This window comes from Streptomyces africanus, from assembly GCF_002150735.1.
GTDB classification, from domain to species: Bacteria; Actinomycetota; Actinomycetes; order Streptomycetales; family Streptomycetaceae; genus Streptomyces; species Streptomyces africanus.
Genome location: NZ_MUKA01000150.1, coordinates 21,522 through 33,362, shown reverse-complemented (window position 1 = coordinate 33,362; position 11,841 = coordinate 21,522). Strand labels below are relative to the sequence as shown.

Annotated in this window: 13 protein-coding genes; 4 read left to right on the top strand and 9 right to left on the bottom strand. The window is 69.3% G+C overall.

Features of this window, described 5'->3' with window-relative positions:
* Positions 1-83: 83 nt before the first annotated feature.
* On the bottom strand, positions 84-215 hold the full coding sequence (locus tag CCL05_RS45250) for a DUF397 domain-containing protein (RefSeq protein WP_244204331.1): 132 nt from the start codon (positions 213-215) through the stop codon (positions 84-86).
* A complete protein-coding gene (locus CCL05_RS19655) occupies positions 178-1,092 on the bottom strand; it encodes a helix-turn-helix domain-containing protein (RefSeq protein WP_086561801.1) in 915 nt (304 codons plus the stop codon). Before CCL05_RS19655 ends, CCL05_RS45250 begins: the two co-directional genes overlap by 38 nt.
* Before the next feature lie 177 nt (positions 1,093-1,269).
* On the opposite strand from CCL05_RS19655, the gene CCL05_RS46270 reads away from it, so the two are divergent.
* The gene (locus tag CCL05_RS46270) at positions 1,270-1,692 is read left to right on the top strand and encodes an ATP-binding protein (RefSeq protein WP_244204329.1); all 423 of its coding nucleotides are present in this window, start codon (positions 1,270-1,272) and stop codon (positions 1,690-1,692) included.
* A 1-nt stretch (position 1,693) separates the two neighbouring features.
* Here CCL05_RS46270 and CCL05_RS19645 read toward each other — a convergent pair whose 3' ends face one another.
* The 5 genes from CCL05_RS19645 to clpB form a co-directional block, all read right to left on the bottom strand.
* Entirely contained in the window at positions 1,694-2,248 is a 555-nt protein-coding gene (locus tag CCL05_RS19645) for a Uma2 family endonuclease (RefSeq protein ID WP_086561800.1), read from the bottom strand.
* Positions 2,249-2,352: 104 nt separating this feature from the next.
* Positions 2,353-2,880 (bottom strand): YbjN domain-containing protein, encoded by a 528-nt coding sequence (locus CCL05_RS19640; protein ID WP_010032094.1) that lies wholly within the window; start codon positions 2,878-2,880, stop codon positions 2,353-2,355.
* A gap of 147 nt (positions 2,881-3,027) precedes the next feature.
* The gene (locus CCL05_RS19635; protein ID WP_086561799.1) at positions 3,028-3,711 is read right to left on the bottom strand and encodes a hypothetical protein; all 684 of its coding nucleotides are present in this window, start codon (positions 3,709-3,711) and stop codon (positions 3,028-3,030) included.
* A gap of 47 nt (positions 3,712-3,758) precedes the next feature.
* Complete coding sequence (locus CCL05_RS19630; RefSeq protein ID WP_086561798.1) at positions 3,759-4,286, bottom strand: hypothetical protein; 528 nt, start codon at positions 4,284-4,286, stop codon at positions 3,759-3,761.
* 604 nt (positions 4,287-4,890) lie between these two features.
* On the bottom strand, positions 4,891-7,488 hold the full coding sequence (clpB, locus tag CCL05_RS19625) for an ATP-dependent chaperone ClpB (protein ID WP_086561797.1): 2,598 nt from the start codon (positions 7,486-7,488) through the stop codon (positions 4,891-4,893).
* 103 nt (positions 7,489-7,591) lie between these two features.
* Between clpB and CCL05_RS19620 the strand changes: the two genes are divergently transcribed.
* Positions 7,592-8,008: a pyridoxamine 5'-phosphate oxidase family protein gene (locus CCL05_RS19620; RefSeq protein WP_086561796.1), complete on the top strand. Its 417-nt coding sequence runs from the start codon at positions 7,592-7,594 to the stop codon at positions 8,006-8,008.
* Between the two features lie 167 nt (positions 8,009-8,175).
* Here CCL05_RS19620 and CCL05_RS19615 read toward each other — a convergent pair whose 3' ends face one another.
* Positions 8,176-8,511 carry a Rieske (2Fe-2S) protein gene (locus tag CCL05_RS19615; protein WP_020269590.1) on the bottom strand — a complete coding sequence of 112 codons (336 nt, stop codon included), beginning with the start codon at positions 8,509-8,511 and terminating at the stop codon, positions 8,176-8,178.
* 300 nt (positions 8,512-8,811) lie between these two features.
* Here CCL05_RS19615 and CCL05_RS19605 point away from each other — a divergent pair, with 300 nt between their 5' ends.
* Both CCL05_RS19605 and CCL05_RS19600 read left to right on the top strand, forming a co-directional pair.
* On the top strand, positions 8,812-9,834 hold the full coding sequence (locus CCL05_RS19605; protein WP_086561794.1) for a helix-turn-helix domain-containing protein: 1,023 nt from the start codon (positions 8,812-8,814) through the stop codon (positions 9,832-9,834).
* Positions 9,831-10,817 (top strand): helix-turn-helix transcriptional regulator, encoded by a 987-nt coding sequence (locus CCL05_RS19600; RefSeq protein WP_086561793.1) that lies wholly within the window; start codon positions 9,831-9,833, stop codon positions 10,815-10,817. The genes CCL05_RS19605 and CCL05_RS19600 overlap by 4 nt, the downstream gene beginning before the upstream one ends.
* On the opposite strand, the gene CCL05_RS19595 is transcribed toward CCL05_RS19600, so the two are convergent.
* The gene (locus tag CCL05_RS19595) at positions 10,780-11,817 is read right to left on the bottom strand and encodes a helix-turn-helix transcriptional regulator (protein ID WP_086561792.1); all 1,038 of its coding nucleotides are present in this window, start codon (positions 11,815-11,817) and stop codon (positions 10,780-10,782) included. The genes CCL05_RS19600 and CCL05_RS19595 overlap by 38 nt on opposite strands.
* Between the last annotated feature and the right edge of the window lie 24 nt (positions 11,818-11,841).

Here is an 11,841-nt window from a genome sequence, read left to right as displayed (position 1 = left end):
GTGGGTGGGTGGGTAGTTCTTTCCCCGGTTCTTTGAGGAGGTCAGCGGCCGACCGGACCCTCGCGGACAAGGGCCCGGCTGCCTCACGGACGGTGGTGCTCGGCCTTCAACTCGCCTATGAAGGCGTCCCAGGAGGTGGCTTCGAAGCACAGCGCCGGACCGGCCGGGACCTTGCTGTCACGGACGGGGACGGTGGTCTCGAACACGTCGGCCACCTCCACGCAGTTGCCGCCCTCCTGATTGCTGTAGCTGCTCTTGCGCCAGGCGGCGCCGTTCAGATCGGGACGGGACGTTCGCTCCACGGTGGTTGTCCTCCATCACGGATCGGATCATGTCGAGCGACATGAGCGGGGGCAGAGCTGCCGCCCGCAGCCGATCGTAAGTCAGCGCGAAGTACCTGACTTCGTCCGGATCCTCGATGAGTTGGCCGTGGTGCGCGCCTTCCGTGTAGGCGACCTCCGAGCCGTCCGGCATGGTGAGCACCGTGAGAGAACCGCCCATGACCTCGTGCTCACCCTGGTCGAACGGCAGTACCTGCACGGTGATGTGACCTTCCGCAGCGGTCCCGAGTAGCCGCGCCAACTGCTCACGCATCACCGCCCGGCCGCCGACCGGACGCCTGAGCACCGCCTCGTCGAGGACCACCCACAGCTCGGGCCGGTCTGGCGTGCCCAGACGCTCCTGTCGTCCCATGCGAAGGGCGACCCGCTCTTCCAACTGCTCTTCGCTGCCGAGCGTTCGGCCGACGCTCAGTACCGCCCGCGCGTAGTCCTTCGTCTGTAACAAGCCCGGCACGACATGAGCCGCGTACTCGCGGATGACCACCGCCCGCTCCGAGTACTCCATGAACCTCCGCGACCAGTCCGGGAACGCCTCCCGGTAGACGTACGGCCACAGCTCCACCAGCAGGTCGTCCGCGCCGAGGACCACGTCCAGCGCCCGCGCCAGTGCCAGCGTCGGCTTCGCCCCGGACGCCCGCTCGATCTGCGTGATCCGCGTGCTCACCACATGCGTCAGGTCACCCAGCTGGGTCTGGGTCAGCCCCGCCGCTATGCGGAGCCTGCGCACCCGAGCTCCGAACAGCGCCGCCATCGACGTGCTGGGGTCAATTCCGTTGGCCAAGGCATCACTTCCGTCCCTTACGGCCTCAAAAGTAAGGCTGCGCCCCCTGTCGAGCGTAGGACGATCCGCCGAGTCTTGTGCACGGAACGTGACGACTCGTGTGCGTCACGGAACCCCTCGGCTCGACAGGAAAAGGACATACAGGCCGTGCTGACAGAAACCCAGTCGCTCACGTTGCAGTTCCCCTCCTCCCCGCGTGGTGCGCAGCTCGCCCGGCGGCACGCCGTCCGGTGGATGGAGGAACGGGGCTACCCGCCGGCGTCGGACGGGTCCTGTGCGGTCGCCCTCGTCGTCGGGGAGCTCGCGGCGAACGCCGTGCAGCACGGCCGGGTTCCCGGCCGGGAGTTCGGTCTCCGGCTCGCCCTCGACCGGGCTGCGGGGCTGCTGCGTGTCGAGGTCGCGGACGCCGCCTCCGCGAGGCGACTGCCTACGGCCGCGCCCTCGTCGTCTCCCGATGGTGAGTCCGGCCGGGGGCTGCTCCTGGTGGACGTCCTGGCCGTGCGCTGGGGGTCGACGCCTCGCAGCCCGGTGGGCAAGACGGTATGGGCGGAGCTGCGTCTTGAGATCTGATTCAGCGAGGGTCCGCCTCGGGCTCCGGGCGCGGGAGCTCATCGAGGTCGAGGGTGAAGGTGCGGCCATCGGCCAGGGGAATGGGGAGCTTGCCCGTACCGTACTTGTGGGTGTGGGCCGCGATGTAACCCGTGGCGGTCGGCTGGGTGTGGAGGACGACTTCCTGGGCGTACGGGTCCACGACCAGGTAGATCGGGATGCCGTAGCGGCCGTACTTCGCGGTGCAGTCGTCGTAGTCCTTGCGTGCGGAGGAGGTCGAGACGACCTCGGAGATCAGCAGGACGTCCTCGAAGCTGTAGCGCTTGCCTTCCTTGCGGGCGTCCTCACGCAGGATGGCCAGGTCTGGGGCGGAGTTCTCGTCGGCGGAGAGGTCGATGTGAACGTCGGAGACGGTCTTCGCGTGGCGTCCGAGGGACATCATCGTGTCGTACTGCATCGACTTGATCGTGCTGGAGTGCTCGAAGCTCCGCGGAGTCATGATCACCTTTTCGTCAGCTCCGAACAGAACCGTGTATCCCTTGGGGAACTCGGTGTGCAGGATCGCGTCGACGCTCATGGACGTCTCCTTCCCATGTGCTGTCGAGAAAAGGCATACGGCGCGTACAGCACGTACCTGTTCGTACGCGCCGACGCGCCGCTGGGGCGAAAGGCCTGCTGGGCCTACTCCTCGTCCTCGGGCTTCTCCGCTTCGTTGATCTCTTCCTCGAGACCGAGCTGCTCGATGAGCCACTTGTCGAACTCGATCGCGGCCCGCACCCAGCTGACCGTCGAGGAAACGAAGTGCTCCAGGCTCACGCCCATGCCGATCAGCATCTGAGCCTCGCCGATGAGGCGGACCGTGCCGTCGTCGTGGGTGTGGCTGTAGACCTTGGGCCACAGGGTGCGGCGGTTCCAGTCGTCGATGGACTCCAGGATCTGCGGCTTGGCCTCGATCTCGTGAGGCCGGTCGTAGAACGTCCGCACGGAGAAGACCTGCTGGTCTCCCTCACCCCGGAACATGAAGTAGGTGCGGAACTGCTCCCACGGCGCCGCGAGGTCTCCCTCGTCGTCGACGACGTACTTGAGCTCCATCTGGTCGAGGAGCTGCTTCACGAGGTCCTGATCCGGGACGACGGGGCCCGCCGGTCCTTGCGGCTGCGGCTCGGGCTGGCCCCCGAAGTTCGGAATCGAGGACGGGTCGATGGTCACCGTGATTTTCCCTTCGTACGGATCCCGCCATCCTCCCCCATGCGGGGAGGGGGGTGGCAACCCCGGACGGGCCCCGTCAGCCCTCGGCTGACAGGATCCGGCCGGTCGGGGGAGTACCGGGTACCCCCCCGAGCCTTCCCGCACCTGTCAGGCGCGCCGGACCTCGAAGATGTCGACCTTGTTGTTCCAGTGCCCGCCGCCCGGGTAGTCGAGGTTGGTGAAGTCGGACCAGCCGCCCGGCGGGTCGAGCCGCCGGACCCGGTCCTCGACGGGCCAGGAGCGCAGGTCGGTGATCTTCGCGTCCCCGTAGTTCACCGAGTACCGGCCGACCCAGTAGTAGACGGCGCTCAGCTTGTCCCGGCAGCCCCAGTCCGCGAGGTCCTTCTTCCCGTCGGAGTACAGCCGGAGGAGCCTGCCCTTGTAGCCGACCTTCATGTACAGGCACCAGTAGTCGGCGACGCACCCGGAAGGCGGCGCGGCGGCCGACCGGGCCCCGGCGGGAGCGGCGGCGGCGGCCTTCCGGGTCTGCTCGCGGATCTCGGCGGGCAACTCGGGGTCGGCCACCGCCTCGGCGTCCGAGTCGTAGCAGTGCACCTCACCGCTGGGCAGTTCGGTGCAGCTCCCGGCGCCCTCCCACGAGTCGGCGAGGTTGATCTCCCGGCCGTTGTACTCGGCGATCACGGGGTTGGCCGGTGCTTCGTCCGCCGGGGTGGCGGTCGCCGACGGCTCGGCGGTGGGCTCCTCCGCGTGCACGGCCGTGCCGCTGGTGAGCACCAGCACGGTGGCCGAGGCCGTGGCCACGAGGGCGGCCGTGAGCGATCTGCGTTTCACGTCTGTGTCTCCGGGGCGGTGTCGTGTCGGGTGACGGGTCGCGTCGGTCAGCCGTGGACCAGCGCGGTGCCCGGGAGCTCCTGGGTGATGGCGCCCTTGGCGTCCCCCTCGATGTCGTAGACGATCGTGGCGTCCGACGACCAATACAGCTCACCGTCGTAGGTGATGGAGGGGGCGACGCAGGTGTTCTCCGGGGAGTCGAAGGACCAGGCGTAGTGGTCGTTGACCACCGCGGTCAGGTCGCACGTCTTCTTGGTGACGACTTCGTCCTCGCTGGTCTTGGAGAGGCGCTCCTCGATCCGGGTCGTGATCTTGAAGCTGGTGAACCGCTTGGAGCCGTCGATCACCTGGTCGACGCCGAGCTGCCAGTAGACGACCGACTTCCCGGTCATGTTGCCGTTCGACGTCGTGTTCGCGCCGGTGTTCTCCACGTAGTAGGTCGTCTGCGGCTTCTGGCCGGGGAAGACGACGTCGAACTGGGTCGAGGCCGTCCAGGCGGCCGCCGGGCCGGCCAGCATCACGCCGAGCGCGACGGCGGAGGTGGTGAGACCGGCTGCGGTCAGGATCTTGCGCATGGGCATTCCTTCTGGGCTGAAGTCTGGGCTGAAGTGGGTGCACGTGGGGCCGGGCAGGGCTCCGGCCAGGGGCTGGTCACCCGTGCGGACGGAAATGCCGACCGGTGGACCGGAAACGCGTTCTCGCCGAAACGGGAAGCCGAAACGGGAAAGGGTGCGGGAGCCGCCGCTGTACCGGCGCGCGCCGCGAGGTGCTCTCTCCCCGTCAGCGGACAGGTGGCGGCGTGAAGGCGCGCAGGATGACGTGCATGGCTGAAATCCCCCCGTGAATGGTCAGCGCCCCAGGCCGGACTGGTCAGGTCCGCTTCACGGGGCAGCCCGGTCACTTTAGGCACAGCGGCAACACGGCGACAGAGGGGCGCCGGGGCGTGGCTGAGAACCGCTCCATGAACGGAATCGACGACTGGGACCGAAAAGTCGTTCGACTCATGCCGGACATCGTGAAGATGCCGTGAAGCGGAGGGGTGAGGAGTGTGCGGATGGGGCTCCGAGTTGGCCGAATACCGCGCATGCGGCTCGCCCGGCGGGTCCCCCGGAGCGCGGCATGCGACGGCCCGCCCCGGAGTGCGGGGGCGGGCCGTCGTCCGCGTGCCTGAGTGTCCGGTCAGAGGGTCTTGCCGGCCGCCGGTCCCACCAGGAGCTCGTCGCCGGCCCGGTCCACCCGGACCGTGTCCCCGTCCTTGATCTCGCCGGACAGGATCTCCTTGGCCAGCCGGTCGCCGATGGCCGACTGGACGAGGCGGCGCAGCGGGCGGGCGCCGTACGCCGGGTCCATGCCCTCCTCCGCGAGCCAGGCCAGGGCCTCGGGCGTGACGTCCAGGGTGAGGCGCCGCTCGGCGAGCCGCCTGGCCAGGCGCTCGATCTGGAGCTTCGCGATGCGCTCCAGCTCGGGCTTGGTCAGGGCGGCGAAGACGACCAGGTCGTCCAGGCGGTTGAGGAACTCCGGCTTGAAGGAGGTCCGCACCACCTCCAGGACCTGCTCCTTCTTCTCCTCCTCGCTGCTGATCGGATCGACCAGGAACTGGCTGCCCAGGTTCGACGTCAGCACGAGGATGGTGTTGCGGAAGTCGACCGTGCGGCCCTGGCCGTCCGTGAGGCGCCCGTCGTCGAGCACCTGGAGCAGGATGTCGAAGACCTCGGGGTGGGCCTTCTCCACCTCGTCCAGCAGGACGACGGAGTACGGACGGCGGCGCACCGCCTCTGTGAGCTGGCCGCCCTCCTCGTAGCCGACGTATCCGGGCGGGGCGCCGACCAGCCGGGCCACGCTGTGCTTCTCGCTGTACTCCGACATGTCGATGCGGACCATCGCCCGCTCGTCGTCGAAGAGGAAGTCGGCGAGGGCCTTGGCCAGCTCGGTCTTGCCGACGCCGGTCGGACCGAGGAAGAGGAAGGAGCCGGTGGGGCGGTCGGGATCGGAGATCCCGGCCCGCGAGCGCCGCACGGCGTCGGACACCGCCCGCACGGCCTCGGTCTGGCCGATGAGCCGCTTGCCCAGCTCGTCCTCCATGCGGAGCAGCTTCTGCGTCTCGCCCTCCAGCAGGCGCCCGGCGGGGATGCCGGTCCAGGAGGCGACGACGTCGGCGATGTCGTCGGCGCCGACCTCCTCCTTGACCATGGTGTCCCTGGCGACCTCCTCCTCGGCCTCGGAGGCGGCCTCCAGCTCCTTCTCCAGGGCGGGGATCTCGCCGTAGAGCAGCTTGGAGGCGGTGTCGAAGTCGCCGTCGCGCTGGGCGCGCTCGGCCTGGCCGCGCAGTTCGTCGAGGCGTTCCTTCAGCTCGCCGACGCGGTTGAGGGACTGCTTCTCCTTCTCCCAGCGGGCGGTCAGGCCGCGCAGCTCCTCCTCCTTGTCGGCGAGGTCGCGGCGCAGCTTCTCCAGGCGCTCGCGGGAGGCCGCGTCGGTCTCCTTGCCGATCGCGAGCTCCTCCATCTTCAGCCGGTCGACGGCGCGCTGGAGTTCGTCGATCTCGACGGGGGACGAGTCGATCTCCATCCGCAGCCGCGAGGCCGCCTCGTCGACGAGGTCGATGGCCTTGTCGGGCAGGAAGCGGGAGGTGATGTACCGGTCGGAGAGGGCGGCGGCGGCGACCAGCGCCCTGTCGGCGATCTGCACCTTGTGGTGGGCTTCGTAGCGGCCCTTGAGGCCGCGCAGGATCGCGATGGAGTCCTCGACGCTCGGCTCGGCGACCAGCACCTGCTGGAAGCGCCGCTCCAGGGCGGCGTCCTTCTCGATCCGCTCGCGGTACTCGTCGAGGGTCGTGGCACCCACCATGCGCAGCTCACCGCGGGCGAGCATGGGCTTGAGCATGTTGCCCGCGTCCATCGCGGAGTCGCCGCCGGCACCGGCCCCGACGACGGTGTGCAGCTCGTCGATGAAGGTGATGATCTGCCCGTCGGAGTCCCTGATCTCGGCGAGGACGGTCTTCAGCCGCTCCTCGAACTCGCCCCGGTACTTGGCCCCGGCGACCATGGCGCCCAGATCGAGCGCGACGAGCCGCTTGTCCTTGAGGGACTCCGGCACGTCCCCCTTGACGATCCGCTGGGCGAGCCCCTCGACGACGGCGGTCTTGCCGACGCCGGGCTCACCGATGAGCACGGGGTTGTTCTTGGTCCGCCGGGACAGCACCTGCACCACGCGCCGGATCTCCTGGTCCCGCCCGATGACGGGATCGAGCTTGCCCTCCCGCGCGGCGGCCGTGAAGTCCGTCCCGAACTTCTCCAGGGCCTTGTACTGCCCCTCGGGATCGGCCGTCGTCACGCGCCGCTGCCCCCGCGTCTTCTGGAAGGCGTCCTGCAGCTTCCTGGCGTCGGCGCCCTGCTGCGACAGCACCTCGCCGGCCGCGCCGCCCTTCGCGGCGACGCCGATGAGGAGGTGCTCCGTGGAGAGGTACTCGTCCCCGAGGTCCTTGGCGCGGGCCTGCGCGTCGGCGACGACGGCGAGCATCTCGCGGTTGGGCTGGGGCGGCGCCACGGTGGACCCGGTCACGCTGGGCAGCCCGGCGAGCACGCGCTCGGCTCCGGCGCGTACGGCCGCCTGGTCGGCGTCGACCGCGGCGAGCAGATCGGTGATGTTCTCGTTGTCCTGCCCCTGGAGCAGTGCGAGCAGCAGGTGGGCTGGGGTGAGGTCGGGGTGGCCCTCGGTCACGGCCCGGTTGCTGGCCGCGTTGATGGCGTCCCGGCTCCGGTTGGTCAGCTCGGCGTCCACGTTCGCGTTCTCCTCCTTGCACTGACCCGAACGACTTGCACAAAGTTGAGTCTAGTCCACTCAAGGCCGGTTCGGGGAGGAGAGAGCGGCTAAGTTCCGGGGCATGGCGACCAAGTACTCCGTAGATCCGGGTGCCCCGGACCCGCCGTATCTCGCCTTCTGGCGGGAGCGGCATGTGTGCACCCTGACGACTCCCCGCCCGGACGGCACTCCGCACGTGGTACCCGTCGGGGTCACATACGAGCCCGAGGCCCGCCTCGCTCGGGTGATCACGAACAAGGCGAGCGCCAAGGCGCGGCACGTCCTGGCCGCCGGGGAGCGGGGAGCGGCGGTCGCCGTCTGTCAGATGGAGGGCCGGCGCTGGGCGACGCTGGAGGGCCGGGCCTTCGTCCGCACGGATCCGGAGCGGGTGGCGGAGGCGGAGCGCCGTTACGCGGAACGCTACGGACGAACACCCTCACCCAATCCCGCACGCGTGGTGATCGAGATCGAACTGACGCGAGCGATGGGGCGAGGGTGAGCGAAGTGAAAATCCACACCGGTGATCGATTGGATCCGGCCACGGCGTGACCGGGGCGATACCCCGAAATGTCACCGGAAACTGCAGCGGCGTCACCGTGTTCAGGTCACGGTGACGCCGCTGCGGGGGGAAGCACCTGAGCGATCTGTTACGACGGGGGAATCGCGTCAGGCACTGCGGGGGGTGGCAGAGATGGTCCTCGGGACGGGAGAGTCGGCTTCCACCTGCTCATGGTCCCTCTGGTCCAGGTTCACAAAGATCATTCCGTACCGTACGGCACACCGCACGGGCTGCGGCGCCCCCCGAGGCCGCCGCAGACACCGGTAAGCCCGTACGTCCTCGTCCTCGTCCCGCGTGACGACCACCGGCTCGCCGAACACGGTCACCATCAACGAGTCACCGCTGTGGGGGATGGCGGTGACCAGGTCGATGAAGTGCCAGCCGGAGCGGTAGGCGGTGGCCATTTCGCGGCGGAAGGAGCGGTCGTCGGGTGGAGTGGTCACGTCATCGCTCCGAGTCCGCGACGATCGCCGGCCAATGACTGTCCGCCAGGACATTGCTCTTGGCATCGCTCGCGACGCTCTCAGGCCAATGACTGTCCGCCCGGGTGTCACCCCCGCCGGAGTAACCACTCACTCCGATGAGCGCGACGGCTGAGAGGGCGGCAGCAAGCACCGAGCGAAGCAGTCTCTTGCGCATAGTCGGCTTCGTCCTCACTTGTGAGTCTCCTCTTCCCCCGTCAGGTAAGACGATGGCTCATTCGAACACGTCATGGCCACACAATCGGTGCATCATGTTCCTGCATGTTCAGGACCCTGGGGGGTGGAGATTTCGTGGCAAATCAGACTAAGGCGGCGCATCCCCATGCGGTGACCGAACTGTGCGAGGAAGGTAACCGACTTTATGCGAACGCCCTGCGTGCGGGGCGGATCGCTCGCACGGACGTGATCTCCGCCCCTTGTCTGATGGAGTTGGCCCTTCTCCACCCGGATCCGGACGACGAGAACCTGTTGCGTCCGGTGCCGCCGGCGGTCGCTCTCGCACAGCGTCTGCACCCCATCGAGCGCGACATCGCGGAACGCCGACGGTTGTCCATCGCACTCGCCGACGTGTTCGAGCCGTTCATGGCCCTCAGCGCCCAGGAAGCCGCGACCGACCACTCGATCACGGTGCTGGAGGGCGGCGACCGGATCAACGCCGCCCTCAACCTGGCCACGGCCCAGTGCCAGACCGAGATGCTCACCATCCAGCCCAGCGACGACCGCTTCTCCGAACGCAGCCTCACCCAGGGGCTCGAACGGGACAGGGCCATGATCGAACGCGGTGTCCGGATCCGGACGCTCTACCAGCACACGGCGCGCCACAGCCCCCAGAAGCTGGCCTACGTCTCCCAACTCGCGAACGGCAAGGCGGAGTACCGCACGATCGACGAGGTGGTGGAACGCCTCATCGTCTGCGACGAAAGCGTCGCGTTCATTCCCACTCGCGACGACCAGCAGGTCGCCCTGGAACTCCGTCAGCCCGGACTCGTCCGGTACCTGGTCAAGGTCTTCGAGTTCATGTGGAGCCGCTCCGTTCCGCTGAGCGCCGGCGCCCCGTACGAACCGGCGGCGGACGGCATCACGGACATCCAGTACTCCATCGCCAAACTGCTCGTGGAGGGGCATGTGGACGAGGCCATCGCCCGCCGCCTCGGCATGAACGTGCGCACGTGCCGGGCGCACATCGCCAAGCTCGCCGCCACCCTCGGCAGTGGCAGCCGTGCCCAACTCGGCTTCCTCATCGCGCAGTCCGGGATCCTGGAACGTCAGGGAGCGGCCCAGTGACCTCGGCGCGGCATCCGCGGCACAGCACGGAAGAGCTGTGCCCGACGGGTAGGAGGCTGTACGAGGAGGCCCTGCGCCAGGGGAACCTGGCGGCCGAGGCGGCCGAGGCGGCCCCGTGTCTGATCGACCTGGGGCTGCTCCGCCCCAGCGCCGACAGCCCGGGCCGATTAGAGCCGGTCGCGCCGGTCGTCGCTCTGCAGCAGCTGCTGCGTGCCTCCGAGGAGCAGGTGGCCCGGGAACGGCGGCGCGGCGCACGCCTGACGGCGACATTCGACCCCCTCATGCGACTCGACGGCTGTCCGGAGGGCACCGACACTTCCCACCTGCGCACGCTCTCCGGCACCGAGCGGATCAACCAGGCCATCACCGAGGCCATGGCCGAGGCATCCCGGGAGGTGCTGACGATCCAGCCCCGTGCCGGGCTCACCGGACGACGCGGTGAGGAGTCCGACGCGATAGCCCTGGTCCGGGACCAGGAGGTACTGGATCGCGGAGCACGTGTCCGCACGCTGTACCCGCACACCCTGCGCCACTTCCCCAGCATCGCGGCCCGTCACGAGCGGCTGGCGGGAGACGTCGAGGCCCGCAGCCTGGACGAGGTCACCGACCGGATGATCCTCATCGATGCCGCTGTCGCCTTCATCCCCGCGAATCCGGACGGCACCGTCGCCCTGGAGATCCGGCACCCGGCGATCGTCCGCCACCTCGCCACCACCTTCGACCGACTGTGGCGCCTGGCAACCCCCATGTACCCCGAGACCGTCCCCCCGCCCTCCGGCAACGGCGTCACCCCCCGCCAACGCGCCATAGCCACCCTCCTGGTCGAAGGCCACACCGACGCCGTCATAGCCGACCGCCTCGGCATGAACATCCGCACCGCCCGCGTCCACATCGCCAAGCTCGCCGCGACGCTGGGCAGTCAGAGCCGGGCGCAGCTCGGGTTTCTCATCGCACGCTCGGGGATTCTTGACCAGGGAGGCTGAGGGGTGCCGCCGAGCGCGGCCGGCCGTCCAGGCCCGCCTGGGCGATCCGCACACCCAACTGCGTACGGCTGGCCGCCCCCAGCGTCTCCGACAGCCGGGCGATGTGCGCCCGGCACGTCCGGACGCTGATCCCCAGCCGCTCGGCGATCACCGCGTCCTGGTGCCCTTCCGCCAGCAGGGCCGCGATCGACTGCTCCCGGTGGGAGATGCCCTCGATGCCGGTGTCGGGCAGCGGCGCGGTCAGCGGGATGGCGAGGCGCCAGAGTCGTTCGAACACCGTGACCAGGTACTCGACGATCGCCGGGTGCCGTAGCTCCAGGGCCATCGTGCGGTCGGTGTTGGCGGGGATGAAGGCCACCGTCCGGTCGAAGAGGATCAGCCGGTCGATCACCTCGTCCAGCGTGCGCGCCTCCACCGCGTCGCCCATCAGCTCCAGATAGGTCATCAGACCCTGCCCGTGCCGGGCGACATGCGTGTACAGGTCCCGCATCCGCACGCCCCGGCCGCGCAGCACCAGCGCCCGGTGCAGCCCCTCGGAGAGTTCCGCCTCGCGCCGGATGCCGCCCGGCTGCACCGTGAGCACCTCGGTCGTGCACGCCTGGGTCGCCTCGTCCATCGCGGTCTGGATCCGGGCGAGGCCGTCCAGCACCCGGATCGCCGGGCCCTCGGCCGCCGACGGGGCCGGCTGCACCTGCCGCCCCAGCCCGGCGTACCGCTCGAACGCCGCCACGGCCGAACCCACCCGCCGCTGGCTCGCGCTGACCTCGTCGTACATCCCGCGCAGCAGCCGGGTCATGACCTCCTGCGGGGAGGTCGGCACCAGCCAGTCCATGTCGTCGGGGTCGGGGTGCAGCAGGGCGAGTTCCAGCAGACAGGGCACCGGATCCGCGTCCCGGCGCGGCACACGGCCCCGCCGTACGGCCCGGGAATACACGCGATCCCCGGCCTCGCACAGTCGGTCGGCACCGTGTGGATGCTCCTCCGCCCCGTGCCCGGCCATCGCCGATCCCACCCCCGGTGTCGC

Coding starts and splice junctions, on each gene's coding strand:
- CCL05_RS19655 (WP_086561801.1), bottom strand. CDS start 1,092: ATGGCGGCGCTGTTCGGAGCTCGGGTGCGCAGGCTCCGCATAGCGGCG.
- CCL05_RS19645 (WP_086561800.1), bottom strand. CDS start 2,248: ATGAGCGTCGACGCGATCCTGCACACCGAGTTCCCCAAGGGATACACG.
- CCL05_RS19630 (WP_086561798.1), bottom strand. CDS start 4,286: ATGCGCAAGATCCTGACCGCAGCCGGTCTCACCACCTCCGCCGTCGCG.
- CCL05_RS19620 (WP_086561796.1), top strand. CDS start 7,592: ATGGCGACCAAGTACTCCGTAGATCCGGGTGCCCCGGACCCGCCGTAT.
- CCL05_RS19605 (WP_086561794.1), top strand. CDS start 8,812: ATGTTCAGGACCCTGGGGGGTGGAGATTTCGTGGCAAATCAGACTAAG.
- CCL05_RS19595 (WP_086561792.1), bottom strand. CDS start 11,817: ATGGCCGGGCACGGGGCGGAGGAGCATCCACACGGTGCCGACCGACTG.